A 17,837-nucleotide genomic window follows, 5' to 3' on the forward strand; every position below is an offset into this window, starting at 1 on the left:
ACCTCAGTGTCGCTAAACTATGCCTGCGTTACCCCAGCAGCTCCTCAATATCCTCCCGGGTGAGGCTCTTGATGATGGCCTCGTCGGTGGTGATGAGGTCGGTGACGAGCTGGATTTTCTTGTTCTGCAGGGCCAGGATTTTCTCTTCCACCGTGTTCTGGGTGATGAACTTGTAGGTGAACACCGTGCGCTCCTGCCCGATGCGGTGGGCCCGGTCCACGGCCTGGGCCTCTACGGCCGGGTTCCACCAGGGGTCGAGGATGAACACGTAGTCGGCGGCCGTCAGGTTGAGGCCCACGCCGCCGGCTTTGAGGCTGATCAGGAACACGCGCAACTCCTCCGTTTCCTGGAAGCGGGCCACTTCCTTGTGCCGGTCGCGGGTATTGCCGTCGAGGTAGGCGTAGGCAATCTGCCGCTCATCGAGGGCCGCCCGCACAATATCGAGGTGCTTTACAAACTGACTAAACACCAGCACCTTGTGACCCTCCGACACCACGCTCTTCACCATCCGGATCACCTCCCGCAGCTTACCCGACTCGTGAGCATAGTCCGCGTCGGCCATGCGGGGGTGGTTGGCAATCTGGCGCAGCTTGGTCAGGCCCTGGAGCAGCATGAACTGGGTGCTGGCCGTGCCGTTTTCCTCGATGCTCTGCAGAATCTGGTTGCGGTAGAAGCTCTTGGTTTCCTCGTAGCAGTGCTGCTGCTCCTCCGTCATGGGGCAGTAGCTCAGGTTCTCGATTTTGCCGGGCAGCTCGGTGGCTACCTGGGCCTTGTGGCGGCGCAGGATGAAAGGCTTGATGAGGGCGTGCAGACGGCGCGTTTTCGCCTCGTCCTTGCCCTTCTCAATGGGCTTGAGAAACTCCTTGCGGAAGAAGGCCTGGGTGCCCAGCAGGCCGGGGTTGATGAACGACATCTGCGACCAAAGGTCCATGGTGCTGTTCTCCACCGGCGTGCCCGTCAGAATCAGGCGGTGGCGGGAGTGCAGCTGGCGCACGGCCTGGGAAGTGGTGGAGCCGGGGTTCTTGATGGCCTGCGACTCGTCCAGAATCACGTAATCGAACTTATAGCTCTTGAGCAGCTCAATATCGAGGCGCACAATACCGTAGCTGGTCAGCACCACGTCGTAGTCGGCGAACTGCTCCACGTTTTTGTCGCGGTAGGTGCCCGTGTAGATGAGCAGGCGCAGGGCGGGCGCGAACTTGAACGCCTCGGCCATCCAGTTGTAGACCAGCGAGGTGGGCATCACCAGCAGGGAGGCCGCGCCCTGGGCCTGGCCCGATTCCTTGCGCTGCAGCAGCAACGCCAGCGTCTGCACGCTCTTGCCCAGGCCCATATCGTCGGCCAGGCAGCCCCCGAAGTGGTACTCCTGCACGAAGTGGAGCCAGTTGTAGCCCGCCTTCTGATAAGGCCGCAACTCGCCCCGGAACGAAACCGGCAGGGGCCGGTCTTCCACCGCCTCAAACTCGCGCAGCTTTTCCAGCTTGCGGCTCATAACCACGGTGGCCAGGTTGCCGTTCTGCAAATCCGACACCAGGGCCACGTGATGCTTGCGCAAGCTCAGGCCCTGGCCCTCCCGCTCCTCGGCGAAGGCAAACAGCTCCAGATACTGACTAAACCACTCCTCCGGAATGATGGCCACCTGGCCGTTGGGCAGCCGGAACTCGTGGCGCTTGTTGAGAATGTAGGGCCGCAGCTTGATAAACGGGATTTCAAACTCCCCGAATCGCACCACCCCGTGCACATCAAACCAGTCGTTGGTTTCCGTGATGCCCACCTGCACCGTCACCGTGCCGATAAAGTAGTCCTTGCCCGACGTGGTACCCTGCTGCACCGTGAAGCCCAGGCGTACCAGCTCGTCGGCGTGGTGGTGGAGCCAGCGGAAGGCGGTGGCTTTTTCCAGTACGGCCCGGCCGTTGTGCACCTCCAGGGCCCGCTCGCGCAGCTCGGCAATGATGCCCTGCTCCTGGTCGAGGTTGCGGATGAGGCGGTGGAATACGTAGTTGTCCTGCTGCTTTTCCAGCTTCACGCACACCCGCTTGTCGTGGGCGGTGTGCACCGTATGGTCGCCGTAGCGGAAGCTCAGGTCGAAGTGGATGTGGTCGGACACGGCCGCGGGGGCCAGGGCGGCGGGAGCCGGCCCGCGGCGCGCAACCGTGCTGGGGCGCACGGGAGCCGCCAGCACCACCGCGCCCGGGGCGTCGGTGAAGGTGAGCTGGGGCCGGGCCACGTAGCGCTCCGAGCGGATATCGAAGCCGCGGGCGTGCACATCGAACGACTCCACCAGCGGGGCCACGAAGCGCTGGAAGTAACTGTCCTCCACCTGCCGCGGAATCACGATGAACTTCTTGTTGAGAAAGGGCTTGATCTTCTTGCCATCCACCTCGCTGCGGAAGTTGTGGAGCACGTCGCCGAGCAGCAGCCAGGCCGGCTGCTCACACACAATTACGGCGTTCTTGTACTGAAAATCGAGCTTCTGGCCCTGGTACTGGATGGTGGGGAAGTAGTGGGTGCTTTCCTCGTTGCGACGGAAGTGGAACAGCACCGAGGCCCGCTCCGGGGCCACGCTGATTTCGCGCCAGGTGGGCTCCCCATCTTTGCCCATGATGAACACCTGCTTGTTTTTGAGGCGGCTCAGAATCTGGGCCATGCGGTCCTGCACGTAGTGGCAGATGGCGTCCTGCAAGCCCTTATCGCCCTTGTCGGCGTCGTAAATCTTAAGAAAGAAGTCGGCTGGGGTTGTTTTCTTGGCCCAGAATTCCTTGATGACCGCATCCTGACTAATCTGGTCGGTGAGGGCTACCAGCTCAAAATCCACCTTGTCGAGGCCGTTCGCAAACTCGGGCGCATTCTTGGCCGACACGGTCTGGTGCTGGAGCGTGAGTTGGCCGCGGGCATTGCGCTGCACCACGTACGACTCAAACAGATAGCCCAGGTACTCGTGCTCGAGTAGCGAGTAAACGATCTGAAAGGGTTGGGAAGTTGAGACCTTCATGGTCGGCAATAAGGAGGCAATGTTGAACGTAGTAGCAATTGCTAAATACTATATTATTTCCTTCATAGTAAAATTTTATCCAAGAATAATTACATTTTAAAGATGAATACTGCGTATTCGCCAGCCGAAGTACGCTTTGTAGTCTACGAAGGTAACAGACTTCCCCTGTGAAATTCCTACGCTTCGCCAAAAGAAAATAACCGCCCAAACACCCTTTAGGGGCTGTTCAGGCGGTTATTTTCATTTTGGGAAGCTTTCCGGGCAGTTTTGCCCCTTGCCGCTGCCTGCTTCCTTTTTTGAAACCAGGCGCGCAGACAATCAACTGCCTGACTTTTTAGAGGTTATCCCGCACATCGAGGCGCGAAGCGTTCAGGGCCGGCCGGATGGAAACGGCAATGGTGATGAAGATAATGGCCACGCCGGTGAGGACTACGTCGGAAAGTTGCATTTTCACCGGGTAGGAGTCGACCACGCTGGTGGCCATGCCCATACTCACGATGTGGAAGGTTTGCTGCAGCCAGCAGATGCCCACGCCCAGCACCAGCCCCGTGATGGCCCCTACCTGGGCCACAATGGCGCCCTCAAACAGGAAGATATTGCGGATGGTGCGCCGGCCGGCGCCCATGGCCATCAGCACGGCCATGTCCTTCTTCTTATCGATGACGAGCATGGACAGCGAAAAGAAGATGTTGATGCTGGCAATGAGCAGAATGAAGGCGAAGGTGATGAACACGAACATCTTCTCCACCTTGATGGCCTTGAGCAGCGACACGTGCTGCTCGTCGGAATCGAGCACCTTAAAATCGGGACCCAGACGCTGTTTGATGGCCTGCTTTACGTCGCCGATATCCTCGCCGGTTTTCACTTTCACCTCCAGGGCCGTGCGTCGGTTGCCGTAGTTGAGCAGGCTCTGGGCAAATTCCAGGGGCACAAAAACGTAGCTGTCGTCGATGCGCTGCTCAATCAGGAAGACGCCCCCGGCCAGAATATTCTTCTGGGTAAAGTACGCATCGGGGTCCATGGAAACCCGGAATTTGCCCGCTTTGGGGTAGAGCAGGCGCATGGGCGCGAAGCGGTTGTCGAGGGTAATGCTGAGCTCATGCTGCACCCCGGCCCCAAGCAGGGCGTAATCGAGGCCTTCGCGGTGCAGATCGTGGCTGCCGTCCACGATGGCCGAATCGATATTGCTCTGGTTATAGTAATTCTTCGACACGCCCTTCATCTTCACCACCATCTGCCGGTCGCGGTACTGGAGCAGGGCATTGTCTTCGATGACCTCCGTGACCAGGCGCACGCCGGGCGTGGCCCGGAGCCTGGTCAGGAGCGGGGCCTGGAGCTCAAACGACTTGCCCTTCACGGCCGTGATGACCAGATCGGGGTCGGATTTGCCGTAGAGGCTGCGCACCAGATCTTCGAGCCCGTTGAAAACCGACAGCACAATAATCAGCGCCATCGTGCCTACCGCCACGCCCACCATGGAAATGTTGGAGATGATGCTGATGATGTTGCGCTTCTTCTTCGAGAGAAAATAACGCCGGGCAATGAGCAACGGTACGTTCACGTGCAGGGCGCGATTTGGCGGATGGGGAGAGAGTGAAAGAAAGGCAACGGGCGGTCAGCCGGCGCCATGGTGCGTGAAGTGCACCGGGGCCGGGTTCCGAAGCCAAGATACGTCCTCCAACGGAAAAGGGCTATTTCCAGGCTTTCACAATCAGGCCGGTGCCGGATTCGTGGCGGGTGTTGGCATCAAACCAGTTCAGCAGCAGGCAGAAGGGGAAGGTAAGAAGGTAGTAGAAGGGCAGCAGCAGGAAAAACCACTTGGAGTAGCCCAGCATCAGGATGGGGTACTTCATGCTCAGGCGCCAGGAAATCTGGCCCGGCTCGCCGTAGCTGTACTGGGCCTCAATGCGCTCAAAACCGGCCGTACGCAGCTTCTGCTGAATTTCGTGGATGTTGTAGCCGTCGCGCACGTGCTCCTCGATGAAGGAGGTTTCCCCGTCGGAATGCACGTCGGAGCCGCCTTGGTCGCTGGGGGTGGAAATGAGCAGCATGCCGCCGTCTTTGAGGGAGGCGTGAATGTTGCGGAACACTTCCACATCTTCCAGAATGTGCTCCATCACATCGACCGACAAAGCCAGGTCGAAGGTGTTGGGCTGCTGGTAGAGCACCAGGTCCTGGACCGCAAACTGGGCGTTGGTGCGGCCAATCTGACGGAAGAAGCGGTTGGAATCGGCCACCTGCTCGTCCTTCACGTCCACGGCCAGGATTTCCCACTTCGGGCTCTGACCCGAGAGCCAGTACGTGTACTGCCCGTAGCCGGAGCCGGCATCCAGGATGGCCAGGGCCTCCTGGGTACGGCCCTTCGACCACTGGCGCAGCTCCCGGTGCACGTGCCAGGTGCGCAGCAGCAGCAAATCGAGCAGGTGATAGAAGAGGCGGCGCAGTAGCGGCGTGCGGTTGAATACTTCGCCGAGCGACTTCTTAATCGGGTCGTAGTACAAGGTGAGAGGGGAAAATGGTGAAATGGTGAGTTGAGGTTGGAACAGCAAAATAAGGAGCCGGTCGACTGACTGGGTGCCTGAGCAATCTGCTCCAAACAGGGCCAGCCGAACATCAACTCACTAGTTCACTAGTTCGCCAGCTCACTCACTTTCATCGTCGGCGAAGAGTTTGGGGCGTTTGGGGGCACTGCCGGCTTCATCCGCGGTACCGGTGGGGTCTTCGGCGGGGGCGGGCGGAATGTGCAGGTCGCCGAATACCTTGTCCATCTGAGCGGCGTAAGCGGCCGAGTCGTCGAGGAAGAAAACCAGCTCGGGCACAATGCGCAACTGGCTGCGGACGCGCTTGGCCAGGGCCTGGCGGATGGCCTTGCCATTGTCTTTCACCAGCACCAGCTGCTGCTCGCCGGGATTGGTGCCGCCCACCGTGAGCACGCTCAGGTACACGCGGGCCACGCCCAGGTCGGGCGATACGCGCACCGTGCTGATGCCGGGCGGCAGACCCGGAAACAGGTGGGGCAGGTCGCGCTGAAAGGCGGCGGCTAATTCCTGCTGGAGCAGGCTGGATACTTTTTGCTGTCGTTTGCTTTCCATAATAGGCGGCAAAGATACGTCTTTGTTAGGGTCTTAGAAGCGTAAAACGCCGGGAGTCTGGTTGAAGTCAGGGAAGCCGAATCAACAACGAGCATGCTGGCCCGCATAGCAGCGCGTAGCGGGCCACCAGGGCGCGGGGGCATTTCGGAGGAGGCTCAGGAAGAAATGAGGCGCGGGAGGCCACGAGGGAGGCCGTATATTTGTTTCCGGGCTTCCGAGCCTCTGCTACCCAAGCCCCCACGTCCACTTGCTACAATTTTTTAAAAGCTCCCTGCTTACCCGGCTCGCGGTGCTGCTGCTGCTGCTGCTGGCCCTGCGCCTGCCGCTGCTCTGGTGGGGCCTGCCGCTGATGCCCGTGGAGCTGCGCGAAATGCTGCTGGGCGAGCAGCTGGGAGCGGGCGCCCACCTCTACCGCGACCTGTACGACAGTACGGCCCCGCTGGCGGCGGCCCTGGCTGGTCTGCTCGAGCTGGTAGCCAACCGGCCCCTGTGGCTTTACCGCCTGCTGGCCCTGGGGCTGCTCGCGTTCCAGGCCCTGCGCTTCAACTTCGTGCTCAACCGCGCCGATGTGCACCCCGAGCGGGGCTATGTGGCGGCCCTGGTGTATCTGCTGCTCGGGTCCGTTTCCACCGACCTCGACATCCTCTCGCCCCTGCTGCTGGGCCACACCTTCCTGATTGCCGGTTTCAGCGCCCTGCTGCCCACTTCGCGGGAGGGCTACGACAACCGGCGCCTGTTCCGGGCGGGTTTTCTGATTGGGGTGGCGGCCCTGTGCTATCTGCCGCTGGCCCTGTTTCTGCTGCTGGCCCTGTTTGCGGTTATTATCTTCGCCGCCAACTCGTTCCGGAGCTTTTTGCTGTTGGTGTGCGGATTTCTGTTTCCCTACGCGGTGGTGGGCACCTTCTTTCTCTACACCGATTCACTGCCGGGCTTTGCACAGTTCCACCTGCGGCCTACGCTCAGCGGGCTGGTAGCCGGGGCCGACGGCCTGCCGCTGTGGGTGCAGCTGCGCCTGCTGCTGCTGCCGGGCGTGGTACTGCTGGCGGGGCTGCTGCGCAGCTTCGTGCTGCCCCCGGGCCTCGTGTTTCAGGTGAAGTTTCAGCAGCTGATGCTGGTGTGGCTGCTGGTGGCCGCACTCATGGCCGCCGCCGGCCGGGGCACTGCCCCCGGCACGCTGGTCCTGCTGCTGCCTCCCCTCACGTATTTCAGCCTCTACCTGTGGCAGAAAACCCAGCGGGCCTGGGTGCCCGAGCTGCTGCTGCTGGTGCTGGTGGGCGCGGTGCTGGTGGTGCGCTACCGCGCGGCATTTTTCCTGGACAACGTACTCCGGCTACCCTCCGAAAGCCGCTATGCCAGCCGGCCCAACCCCCGCTACCAGTTTCTGAAGGGGCAGCGCCTGCTGGTGCTCGGCCCCGATATGGGCCCCTACGTGCAGAACCGCCTCGCCACGCCCTACCTCAGCTGGCAGCTCGCCCAAACCGATTTCGGCCACCTCAACCAATACGAAGCGGTGTTCCGGCTGGCCCGCAACTTCCGCCCCAACCCACCCCGCTACCTCATCGACCAGCGCGGCCTCGTGCCGGAGCTCCAGTACAAGATTCCCGGCATTTTCGGCCGCTACGAGCCCACCAGCACCAAAGGCGTGTACCGGCTGAAGGCGAAATAGTGAGGTGGTGAAATGGTGAGTTGATGTTCGGAAGTCCTGTCGGCGCAATCAGCGCGGTTAGAATTCCTGAACATCAACTCACCATTTCACCACCTCACTATTTCACTTCTCCGTTAGCTGATGCTGACACGGACTTTTTTAGTGTATTCGCGCAGGGCAGTTTTGAAGTCGGACTGGTGGTCCTGCATGTGGTTGAGGATGAAGATAGCGGCAAACACGTGGGTGAGCTGCTCGCCTTCGTCCTCGCCCTCTACCGCAAAGGCGGGCGTTTGCTCTTCCAGCAGGGCTTCTTCGGCGGCCACCAGGGTTTCCAGGGTCTGGGTTTCCACCAGGTGCCGGATAACGGGCATTTTCATGGCGCGGCGGGTTAGTTGAGGCGGGCGATGAGCGAAGCCACGGCTTCTTCCTTGCTGGCGGCCACGGTGTCGACCAGCTCCCCGTTGCGGAATACGGCAAAGAAGGGCAGATTCGTCACGCTGGCCAGCTTGCGGGCTTCGGGGCTGGTTTCGGCGTTTACGTCGAGGAAGGTCATGCCCTGGTTTTCTTCGGCCTGGGCCAGGCGCTTGAACTTAGGCGAAAACAGGCGGCAGTTGCCGCACCAGTCGGCGTAATATTTCACCACTACCTTTTCATTTTCCTGGAGCAGTTGCTGGAAATCGGCGTCGGTGGCTTTGGTAACGGACATGCTAGGCAAGTTTGAGAAACGGCAAAAAAAGCGGACAGCAGAGAATCATTCTCCTCTACCGGCAAAGGTAAAGCCTGGGGCCGACAAAAAAGTTCTCCTGCGGACCGGAACATGCGCGTAGCCGAATGTCGGGGTGCAGGCGGGCACCGGGGCAACTTTTCGGGGCCGGCCGGGGTTTTCCTGCGCTATGAATTCCATTCTCTTCTTCGGCGACTCGCTCACGGCGGGTTACCAGCTCCGCGCCAGCGAGTCGTTCCCTTCCCGGATTCAGGAAAAGCTCGATGCCCACCACCTGCCCTATAAAGCCCACAACTACGGCGTGAGCGGCGAAACCACGGCCGGTGGCCGCCAGCGCCTGCCCGGTGTGCTGGCCCGTTTCGAGCGCCTCAGCGTATTCGTGCTGGAGTTGGGCGTGAACGACGCGTTGCGTGGCATTCCGGTCCGCGAAACCGCCCAGAACCTGCAATTCATGCTCGATGAGGTGAAGCGCACTCACCCTGAGGCCCGCCGGGTGCTGGTAGGCATGGAGTTTCCCTTCGATCTGGGGCCGCTGGCTACCCTGGGCGGGGGCCGTATGGGCCACTACGCCCAGGAGTTTAAGGCCCTGTTCCGCCAGCTGGCCGAGAAAAATGCCGTCGAGTTCGTGCCCTTCCTGCTCCACGGCGTGCTGGGCCAGCGCCACCTCAACCTCCCCGACGGCGTGCATCCTAACGCCGAAGGCCAGAAACTCCTGGCCGACAACGTGTGGCCGGTGCTGAGTGGGGTCTTGGGGTCTTAGGGTCTGGGATGATGTCCAATGCCGGTGGACATCATCCCAGACCCCAGACCCTTATAAACCGGCCAAGCCGTTGCGCCGGCCTGGACGTCATCCCAGACCCCCAGACCCTAAGATCCTAAGACCCCACTTTATACATCCGCTCGTAGTACTCGGTGGCCATGCGGCCCGACTCGAACTCGGGCTCCACCTCGCGCATGGCGGCTTTGCGGATGGCCAGGAACTTCTCGGGTGAGCCGTAGTAGAGCGGGATGATTTCGTTTTCGAGCACGTCGAGCACGCCTTGGGCCTCAAAATCGTCCTTCACGTTATCGGCCGCGTGGAGGTCGGCCAGGGGCAGCAGGAAGCTGTTTTCGCCGTGGCGGGCGAATTCAGGAATCCAGCCGTCGGGGATGCTCAGGCTGATGCTGCCGTTCATGGCGGCCGTCATGCCGCTGGTGCCGGAGGCCTCGCGGGGGAAGCGGGGCGTGTTCAGCCAGAGGTCGGAACCTTTCTTGAGGGCGGCCGAGAGGTTAAGCTCGTAGCCGGTGAGCACGGCGCAGGTGTTGAAGTTCTTGGTTTGCTCGATGAGGCTGTTGAACACCCCGATGGCGCCGTAGTCCTTAGGATAGGGCTTACCGGCCCAGATCACCTGCAGCGGCCGCCCGGAGTCGGTTACCAGCTTGCGGAACCGCTCGAAGTGGCGCAGAATCAGGTCGGCGCGCTTGTAGCCGGCGAAGCGGCGGGCCCACACCAGGGTGAGGGCATCGGGGTCGAGCAGGGTGCCGGTCTGGTCGGCCACGATGTCAAACAGCTGCTTTTTCAGCTCCCGCTTGCGGGCCAGCAGGGCCTCGTCGTCGTTAGCTTCGAGGGCCTCGTGCAGGGCCTTATCGCGCCAGTAGGTGCCGTTCTGGGAGTTGGTAATGGCGATGATGGGGCTGATGCCCGCGTTGTGGCCCCACATTTCGTTGGCCACCTTGCCGTGCACCTTGGAAACGCCGTTGCTGATGCGGGCAAAGCGCAGGGCCGTGAGCGTATAGTTCACCCGCTCGTTCTCCACGATGCCCAGGGCGCGCACCTGCTCCAGGTTCAGCGTGCCGAAGAAGGACATCTTGTAGAGCAGATCCAGGGGGTGTTCCTCGTTGCCGGCCAGCTCGGGGGTGTGGGTCGTGAACACGAGGTGCTCGCGCACCTTCTGCTGGTCGCGGCCGAACTTATCGTAGAGGTAGAAGGCCAGGGGCAGGCCGTGGCCCTCGTTGAGGTGGTAGACCTCCGTCTGGCGGCCCAGCAGGTCGAGCAGCTTGCCGCCGCCCACGCCCAGCAGGATGCTCTGGGCCACGCGGGCGGCCGTATCGGCCTCGTAGAGGTGGTGGGAAATGGTGCGCGAGAGGTAGTCGTTCTCCGGAATATCGGTGGTCAGGAAGAACATGGGGGCCGTGCCGAACGTGTCGGGGGCCAGGTAGAGGGCGCGCACCAGCACCTGGGCGTTGTGGATGGTGATGGGGAAGGTCAGGCCGGTATCCTGCAGGAAGCTGTAGTGCTTGTGGCGGAAGTCGGCCCGCATGGTCTGGTCCTCGTTGCGGCCCTGGTCGTAGTAGCCGAACGACCACAGGATGCTGATGCCGATAACGTTCTGCTTGAGCTCGTACACGGAGCGCATGTGGGAGCCGGCCAGAAAGCCCAGGCCGCCGGAGTAGGTTTTCAGGGCCTGGTCCAGGGCAAATTCCATGGAGAAGTAGGCGGCCGGCGTGGCAAACTCGGGGGCGGGGGTGTAGGGGGTAAATTCGAAGGCCATAGGGCGGGGTCGTCAGTGGGGAATACAAGAAGAACCAGCGGCCGGACCGGAGCCGGGCCACGCATGAGTACCCAAAAAAAGCGGAAAACCCGGTAGCAGTTCGATTGGACTTCGTGAAGAAGCGCAAAATGCAAATCAACCACCGATAATAGGCAAACAAGCATCATTGCCGGGCGGCGCGCTGGGTGCGGACCCGTTCGCCATCAGGCCCGTGGCGACTCCGGCGGCGGGTTGCCCACTACGGCGGCTGCCAGCCTGCTGATTTGGTAATAATTACATAATGTAAGCGGCCTTATCCGACGCGGCGGCCCCGGTAGCTTTGCGGCGCGGATGGCAGCCCTGTCCCGTTCTCCACAACCACACACACCTCCCTCATTTCTATGCGCTACCCCCTGCGCTGGCTCACAGCTTCCCTGCTGAGCTTCTCCGTTCTGTCCTGCGCCAAGCAGGAAATCACGCCCGTTCCCGTAGTTGCCGCCGTAACGTCTGCGGCCGATGTCAGCAGCGCCGGCTTCCCGGAAACCTTCGAAACGGGCACCAAAACCTCTTATACTACGGGTTCCGTCACGCTCGGCTCGGGCTCCTGGACCCTGAATGACGCGCTGCTGGGCAACACCACCGCCGACCGCAAAACCGGCAGCCAGTCGGCGCGGGTGCGCAATACCGGCTCGCTGGCCACCAACTTTAACCTCACCACCGGCGCGGGCGTGGTTACGGTGCAGCACGCCAAGTACGGCTCCGACGCCTCGTCGCAGTGGGAGCTGTGGGCCAGTCAGAATGGTGGCACCTTCACCAAGAAGGGCAGCACCATCACCACCAGCAGCACCGCGCTCAGCACGGCCTCCATCAGCGTGAACCTGACCGGCACCGTGCGGCTGCAAATCCGCAAGACTTCGGGCGGTACCAGCCGCATCAACTTTGATAACATCACGGTAGAGCAGTACGGCGGAACTACTTCGCCGCCCCCGCCCGCCGCGGCCGACAATCAGCACCTGACCATGGGCAACCCCAGCGGGGCGGCAACCAACATCAGTATGCCCACCAACTACCTGCTCAACAAGCCGGAGTATGCGCTGAGCTACCACCGCGACCGGGGCACTCCTACGTGGGTAAGCTGGCACCTGGATGCCAGCTGGAGCGGCTCCGCCGCCCGCCAGAATGACTTCCGGGCCGACAACACCCTGCCCGCCGGCTGGTACCAGGTGCAGGGCACCAGCTACAGCGGTTCCGGCTTCGACCGGGGCCACAACTGCCCCTCCGCGGACCGCACCAGCTCGGTGGCCGCCAACTCGGCCACGTTCCTGATGACCAACATGATTCCGCAGGCGCCCAACAACAACCAGATTACCTGGGCGGCGCTGGAAAACTACTCCCGCACGCTCCTGAGCCAGGGCAACGAGCTCTACATCATCATGGGCGCCTACGGCCGTGGCGGCACTGGCTCGGCCGGCTACACCGAAACCATCGACCAGGGCCGCATCCAGGTGCCGGCCCGCGTGTGGAAGGTTATCGTGGTGCTGCCCGTGGGCAATAACGATGTGAGCCGCGTGTCGACTTCGACCCGCATCATCGCCATCGACACGCCCAATCAGCAGGGGACGACCAGCAACTGGGGCCAGTATCGCACCAGCGTCGATGCCATTGAGGCGGCCACCGGCCTCGACGTGCTTTCCGCGCTGCCCGCCAGCGTGCAGCAGGTAGTGGAAGCCAAGGTCGACAACGGCCCGACTCTCTAAGCTCCCTTGGCCTGCCCGCGTCTCCTGATTTTGCTGCCGGCTGAGTCCTGAAGTCGGCGCCGGTCCACACCCGTTCCCGAAGCCCCGTTGCCTGGTGTACAGGTGGCGGGGCTTTTGCGTAGGCTGATTATGGGGGCACCGACTTCAGTCCGTGGCCCGTTCGGGCGGCGGGCTACGAACTGGAGTCCGTGCCCCATTAGCCGGGTTGTGGAGCAGAAACGGCTCGACAGCGCAACGAGGCACGCAACATTCGTCAATAGCCCACTAGTTTGGGGTGGTGAGGCAGTAGCGTAACCGGGGCCGGGCACCGTACCTTGTCTGCCACGTTTCCGACTTCCCACTCACTGGTATGATACCTTCCCGATTTCTGCCGCTGCTGGCCGGCTCACTGCTGGCTGCCGCCACCACCTCTGCCACCCTGGCTGCCCCGGCCGTAACGCTTACCGAACTGGCCGCCCCGGCCGCCAAAACCGCCGCCATCCAGCGCATCGACCCGACCTTTTGGTGGGTGGGCATGAAAAACCCCAAGCTGCAGCTGCTGGTGCACGGGCCCGGCATTGCCAGCAGCACCGCCACGCTCAGGGCCTACGAGGGCGTGACCCTGGACGGGGTGCAGAAGCTGGAAAGCCCCAACTACCTGCTGCTCAACCTCACCATCAGCCCCACGGCCCGGCCCGGCAAGCTGCAGCTGGAGTTTAAGGGCAGCAAGAAAACCACCTTCGCCTACGAGCTCAGGCAGCGCACCACGCCCGGCGACCAGCAGAAGGTGCAGGGCCTCGCGCAACAGGATTTCATCTACTTCCTGATGCCCGACCGGTTCTCGAACGGCGACCCGAAAAACGATTATATCAAGGACATGCGCGCGCCCAAAGTGGCCCGCGACTCGATGTACGCCCGCCACGGCGGCGACCTGAAGGGCATCGAAAACCACTTCGACTACTTCAAGAGCCTGGGCGTGACGGCTCTGTGGCTGACGCCGGTGGTGGAAAACGACATGCCCAAGGCCAGCTACCACGGCTACGCCCTCACCGACTACTACAACACTGACCGCCGCTACGGCACGCTGGAAGAATACAAGCAGTTTGTAGAAAAGGCCCATCAGAACGGGCTGAAAGTGGTGCACGACGTGGTGCTCAACCACATGGGTTCCCAAAACTACCTGTTCCTGGATCAGCCCGCCAAGGACTGGTTCAACCAGTGGCCCGGCTTCACGCGCAGCAACTACAACTCCTCGGCCCTCAACGACCCTTACGGCTCCCAGCTGGACCGCAAGCTGTATAACAAAGGCTGGTTCGATACCACCATGCCCGACGTGAACCAGAGCAACCCGCTGGTGGCGACCTACCTGATTCAGAACTTCCTGTGGTGGGTGGAGTACACCGGCCTCGACGCCTACCGCATCGACACCTACCCGTATTCCGACCCTAAGTTTCTGATGCAGTGGGGCCAGGCCCTGAATGAGGAGTTTCCGAACCTGTTCAAGTTTGGCGAGGCCTGGGTGGGCAGCACAGCCCAGCAGGCGTTCTTCGCCCGCAACGTGTTCCAGCCCGTCGATGGCTTCAAGTCCAACCTGGAATCGGTGTTCGATTTCCAGTCGCAGAACGCCATTCACGACGCGCTGCGGGGCGACCAGCCCAACCTGAACCGGGTGTACGAAGCCCTGCAGGGCGACTGGATGTACGAGGACGCCACCCGCAACGTGACCTTCCTCGACAACCACGACATGAGCCGCTTCTACTCGGTGATTGGCGAAGACTTCGACAAGTACAAGCTGGGCGTTACCTGGCTGCTCACCAGCCGCGGCATTCCGCAGCTGTACTACGGTACCGAGGTGCTGATGAAGAACTTCTCGAACCCCGACGGTAAGGTGCGCGAGGACTTCCCCGGCGGCTTTGCCGGTGATAAGCAGAACTACTTCACGGCGGCCGGCCGCACGGGTCAGGCGGGCGAGGCGTTCAATTACCTCAGCAAGCTCAGCCTCTACCGCCAGGCCCACCCGGTGCTGGCCACGGGCAAGCTCATGCAGTTCATCCCGCAGGATGGCGTGTACACCTACTTCCGCTACAACGACCAGGGCGAGGCCGTCATGATCCTGCTCAACGGCAATAAGGACGAGAAAACCGTGGACGGGGCCCGCTTTGTGGAGCGCACCGGCGGCTTCACGGGCGGCACCGAAATCATGACCGGTGCGGCGCTTTCCGACCTTAAAACCTTTACAATTCCCGGCCGCACGTCCTGGGTGGTGGAGCTGAAAAAATAAGAACTGCGGGGCCGCCGGGAACCACCGCCGGCCCCCGCTACTTATATGCTACGCTTGTAGTATTTTCAGTGTAAACCTGATAAAACCATGACTGACCTCACCGACCAAGTAGCCATTGTAACGGGTGCCAGCCGCGGCATCGGGCGGGCCATTGCCCTGCTGCTGGCCCTGCAGGGTGCCAAAGTGGTAGCCGTAGCCCGCACCGCCGAGGAACTGGAAGAGCTTAACGCCAAAACTCAGGGCCTGGCCATTCCGGCCGATGTGGCCGACGAAGCCGACGCCCAGCACATCGTCAACGAAACCCTGAGCCGCTACGGCCGCCTCGACATGCTCATCTGCAACGCCGGGGTGGGTTCCTTCGGGTTACTCGAGCACTTCGAGGCCGCCGAGTGGGACCAGATGTTTGCCGTGAACGTGAAGGGCACCTTCCTGCTCTGCAAGGCCGTGGTGCCCCACTTCAAGGCCCAGGGCCGGGGCCACATCGTGGGCATTGCCTCCGATGTGAGCCGGCGCACCTTTGAGCACGGCACCGCCTACGGGGCCACCAAGTACGCCCAGGACGCGCTGCTGGGCTCCCTGCGCAAGGAGGTGCGGCCCCACGGCATCAAGGTGAGCACCATTTACCCGGGCATGGTGGATACCTACTTCAACGACTCCAAGCCGGGCAGCGCCGCCGCCGAAAAAACTCACCTGCGCCCCTCCGACGTGGCCCAGGCCGTGCGCTACGTGCTCGAGGCGCCCGCCCACGTGGTGGTGGATGAGCTGATGTTGCATCCCGTGTCCCAGGAATGGTAGCTTTAGCCGCGCCTTCTTCGTTCCGCTTCTTTTTTCCCGCCCCACCCGCTTTATGAAATTGTTGTTTCTTCCGGCCGTCCTGGCGGCGTGTTGCGGCCTGAGCGCCTGCTCCACCACCCAACCTGCCGGCACTAGCGCCGCGGCCGCTCCCGGGCCCGCCGCCGGAACTTCTACCCCAACCGCCGCCGTGACTTCCGACCGCAATACCACCGACGAGCAGCCCCAGGACCATAAGCTGGTGATTTATCAGCTTATGACCCGCCTGTTCGGCAACAAAACCGCCGTGAATAAGCCTTACGGCACCGTTGAGGAAAACGGGGTGGGCAAATTCAACGACATCAACGACCAGGCCCTGCGCGCCATCAAGCAGCTGGGGGTGAGCCACGTGTGGTTTACCGGCGTAATCGAGCACGCCACCATGACCGACTACACCAAGTACGGCATTGCCCTCGACGACGCCGACGTGATAAAAGGCCGCGCCGGCTCGCCCTATGCCATCCGCGACTACTACGACGTGGCCCCCGACCTGGCCGTGGACGTGAAAAACCGCATGCAGGAGTTTGAGGCCCTGGTGAAGCGCACCCACGCCCACGACCTGAAGGTCATCATCGACTTTATCCCCAACCACGTGGCCCGCACCTATAAGTCGGATGCCAAACCGGCCGGCGTGGTAGACCTGGGCGAGCGGGACGATAAAACCCAGGCGTTCAAGCCGTCCAACAACTTTTACTACTTCCCCGGCCAACCCTTCGTGGTGCCGGCCGGCTACAACCCGCTGGGCGCGCTCAAGGGCCCCGGCGAGGAGGGCAAGTTCCAGGAAAACCCCGCCAAGGCGACCGGCAACGACGTGTTTTCGGCCACGCCCAAGGTGGACGACTGGTTTGAAACCATCAAGCTCAACTACGGCGTCGATTACCAGAACGGCCGCCAGCCCCACTTCGAGCCCACGCCCGATACCTGGCTGAAAATGCGCGACATTCTCATCTTCTGGGCCCAGAAAGACGTGGACGGCTTCCGCTGCGACATGGCCGAGATGGTGCCCGTGGAATTCTGGGCCTGGGTGATTCCGGAGCTAAAAAAAATAAAGCCCGACCTCGTGTTCATCGGCGAAGCCTACGACGCCAAAACCTACCAGATGTACATCGAGCGGGGCCACTTCGACTACCTCTACGACAAGGTGGGTCTCTACGACGGGCTGCGCCGCCTCATGCGCAACGAGGGCACCACCGAGGACATCACCCGGGTCTGGAAGGAGGAAAGCCGGGGCTTCTCGGGCCACATGCTGCGCTTCCTGGAAAACCATGACGAGCAGCGCATCGTCAGCCCGGACTTTGCCGGCAACGCCCGCGCCGCCCTGCCGGCCATGACGGTTTCGGCCACCCTGGGCACCGGCCCGGTGATGCTCTACTTCGGGCAGCACGTGGGCGAGCCGGCCCAGGGCTCGGAAGGCTTCTCGGGCGAGGACGGCCGCACCACCATTTTCGACTACTGGGGCGTGCCCGAGCACCAGAAATGGATGAACGGCGGCAAGTTCGACGGGGGCCGCCTGAGTTCCGAGCAGAAGCAGCTCCACGCCTTCTACCAGCGCCTGCTCACGCTCACCAGCCAGCGCGAAGCCATCCGTAAGGGCCGGTTTTACGAGCTCCAGGATACTTATAATCTCGATGCGCAGTACCACCAGGACCGCGTGTACAGCTACCTGCGCTACACCGACACCGAGCGCCTGCTCATCGTGGTCAACTTCAGCCCCGACCAGACCTACCGGCCCAACCTGCAGCTCCCCGAGAAAGTGCTGGAGCGCCTCGGCCTGCCCGGCAACCAGCTCTACACCTACACCGAGCTGCTGAGCCAGGCCCCGGCCACCAGCAACCTCACCGTGACGCTGGCCCCGCAAAGCGCCTATATTTTCGAGATCAAAGAGAAGTAGTGATTGGTGCTTAGTTGGTCGTGCATAGTGCTTAGGTCGTTCACCCGTCCGGCCTAAGCACTATGCACGACCAACTAAGCACTAAGCACAATCACCTAAGCACTAAGCACAAACAACCTCCCAAATTCCCCCACT

Annotated in this window: 13 protein-coding genes; 6 read left to right on the top strand and 7 right to left on the bottom strand. The window is 61.9% G+C overall.

Going from position 1 to position 17,837, the window contains the following annotated elements; genetic code table 11:
- Positions 1-28: 28 nt before the first annotated feature.
- The 4 genes from KLP40_RS03375 to KLP40_RS03390 form a co-directional block, all read right to left on the bottom strand.
- Positions 29-2,992 (bottom strand): DEAD/DEAH box helicase, encoded by a 2,964-nt coding sequence (locus KLP40_RS03375; RefSeq protein ID WP_215592211.1) that lies wholly within the window; start codon positions 2,990-2,992, stop codon positions 29-31.
- Between the two features lie 334 nt (positions 2,993-3,326).
- The gene (locus KLP40_RS03380; protein ID WP_215592213.1) at positions 3,327-4,553 is read right to left on the bottom strand and encodes an FtsX-like permease family protein; all 1,227 of its coding nucleotides are present in this window, start codon (positions 4,551-4,553) and stop codon (positions 3,327-3,329) included.
- A gap of 130 nt (positions 4,554-4,683) precedes the next feature.
- A complete protein-coding gene (locus KLP40_RS03385) occupies positions 4,684-5,493 on the bottom strand; it encodes a class I SAM-dependent methyltransferase (protein ID WP_215592215.1) in 810 nt (269 codons plus the stop codon).
- A 141-nt stretch (positions 5,494-5,634) separates the two neighbouring features.
- Entirely contained in the window at positions 5,635-6,084 is a 450-nt protein-coding gene (locus KLP40_RS03390) for a ribosome-binding factor A (protein ID WP_215592216.1), read from the bottom strand.
- A 247-nt stretch (positions 6,085-6,331) separates the two neighbouring features.
- Between KLP40_RS03390 and KLP40_RS03395 the strand changes: the two genes are divergently transcribed.
- Positions 6,332-7,750, top strand: coding sequence for a hypothetical protein (locus KLP40_RS03395; RefSeq protein ID WP_215592217.1), 1,419 nt, complete (start codon positions 6,332-6,334; stop codon positions 7,748-7,750).
- A 113-nt stretch (positions 7,751-7,863) separates the two neighbouring features.
- Here the strand turns inward: KLP40_RS03395 and KLP40_RS03400 are convergent, their stop codons facing one another.
- A complete protein-coding gene (locus tag KLP40_RS03400) occupies positions 7,864-8,106 on the bottom strand; it encodes a DUF6952 family protein (protein ID WP_215592218.1) in 243 nt (80 codons plus the stop codon).
- Positions 8,107-8,117: 11 nt separating this feature from the next.
- On the bottom strand, positions 8,118-8,435 hold the full coding sequence (locus KLP40_RS03405) for a thioredoxin family protein (protein ID WP_215592220.1): 318 nt from the start codon (positions 8,433-8,435) through the stop codon (positions 8,118-8,120).
- A 187-nt stretch (positions 8,436-8,622) separates the two neighbouring features.
- On the opposite strand from KLP40_RS03405, the gene KLP40_RS03410 reads away from it, so the two are divergent.
- Positions 8,623-9,213 carry an arylesterase gene (locus tag KLP40_RS03410; RefSeq protein ID WP_215592221.1) on the top strand — a complete coding sequence of 197 codons (591 nt, stop codon included), beginning with the start codon at positions 8,623-8,625 and terminating at the stop codon, positions 9,211-9,213.
- A gap of 115 nt (positions 9,214-9,328) precedes the next feature.
- Here the strand turns inward: KLP40_RS03410 and glgP are convergent, their stop codons facing one another.
- A complete protein-coding gene (glgP, locus tag KLP40_RS03415) occupies positions 9,329-10,984 on the bottom strand; it encodes an alpha-glucan family phosphorylase (protein WP_215592222.1) in 1,656 nt (551 codons plus the stop codon).
- Positions 10,985-11,364: 380 nt separating this feature from the next.
- Here glgP and KLP40_RS21155 point away from each other — a divergent pair, with 380 nt between their 5' ends.
- The 4 genes from KLP40_RS21155 to KLP40_RS03435 all read left to right on the top strand — a co-directional run bounded on the left by KLP40_RS21155 (position 11,365) and on the right by KLP40_RS03435 (position 17,702).
- On the top strand, positions 11,365-12,720 hold the full coding sequence (locus tag KLP40_RS21155) for a DNA/RNA non-specific endonuclease (RefSeq protein WP_246558609.1): 1,356 nt from the start codon (positions 11,365-11,367) through the stop codon (positions 12,718-12,720).
- 349 nt (positions 12,721-13,069) lie between these two features.
- A complete protein-coding gene (locus KLP40_RS03425) occupies positions 13,070-14,980 on the top strand; it encodes a glycoside hydrolase family 13 protein (RefSeq protein WP_215592223.1) in 1,911 nt (636 codons plus the stop codon).
- Positions 14,981-15,067: 87 nt separating this feature from the next.
- On the top strand, positions 15,068-15,775 hold the full coding sequence (locus KLP40_RS03430; RefSeq protein ID WP_215592224.1) for an SDR family oxidoreductase: 708 nt from the start codon (positions 15,068-15,070) through the stop codon (positions 15,773-15,775).
- Positions 15,776-15,827: 52 nt separating this feature from the next.
- On the top strand, positions 15,828-17,702 hold the full coding sequence (locus KLP40_RS03435) for an alpha-amylase family glycosyl hydrolase (RefSeq protein WP_215592226.1): 1,875 nt from the start codon (positions 15,828-15,830) through the stop codon (positions 17,700-17,702).
- Positions 17,703-17,837: the final 135 nt, after the last annotated feature.

This window comes from Hymenobacter piscis, assembly GCF_018760735.1.
GTDB lineage: Bacteria > Bacteroidota > Bacteroidia > Cytophagales > Hymenobacteraceae > Hymenobacter > Hymenobacter piscis.

Coding starts and splice junctions, on each gene's coding strand:
- KLP40_RS03400 (WP_215592218.1), bottom strand. CDS start 8,106: ATGAAAATGCCCGTTATCCGGCACCTGGTGGAAACCCAGACCCTGGAA.
- KLP40_RS21155 (WP_246558609.1), top strand. CDS start 11,365: ATGCGCTACCCCCTGCGCTGGCTCACAGCTTCCCTGCTGAGCTTCTCC.
- KLP40_RS03390 (WP_215592216.1), bottom strand. CDS start 6,084: ATGGAAAGCAAACGACAGCAAAAAGTATCCAGCCTGCTCCAGCAGGAA.
- KLP40_RS03435 (WP_215592226.1), top strand. CDS start 15,828: ATGAAATTGTTGTTTCTTCCGGCCGTCCTGGCGGCGTGTTGCGGCCTG.
- KLP40_RS03410 (WP_215592221.1), top strand. CDS start 8,623: ATGAATTCCATTCTCTTCTTCGGCGACTCGCTCACGGCGGGTTACCAG.
- KLP40_RS03375 (WP_215592211.1), bottom strand. CDS start 2,992: ATGAAGGTCTCAACTTCCCAACCCTTTCAGATCGTTTACTCGCTACTC.
- glgP (WP_215592222.1), bottom strand. CDS start 10,984: ATGGCCTTCGAATTTACCCCCTACACCCCCGCCCCCGAGTTTGCCACG.
- KLP40_RS03425 (WP_215592223.1), top strand. CDS start 13,070: ATGATACCTTCCCGATTTCTGCCGCTGCTGGCCGGCTCACTGCTGGCT.
- KLP40_RS03430 (WP_215592224.1), top strand. CDS start 15,068: ATGACTGACCTCACCGACCAAGTAGCCATTGTAACGGGTGCCAGCCGC.
- KLP40_RS03405 (WP_215592220.1), bottom strand. CDS start 8,435: ATGTCCGTTACCAAAGCCACCGACGCCGATTTCCAGCAACTGCTCCAG.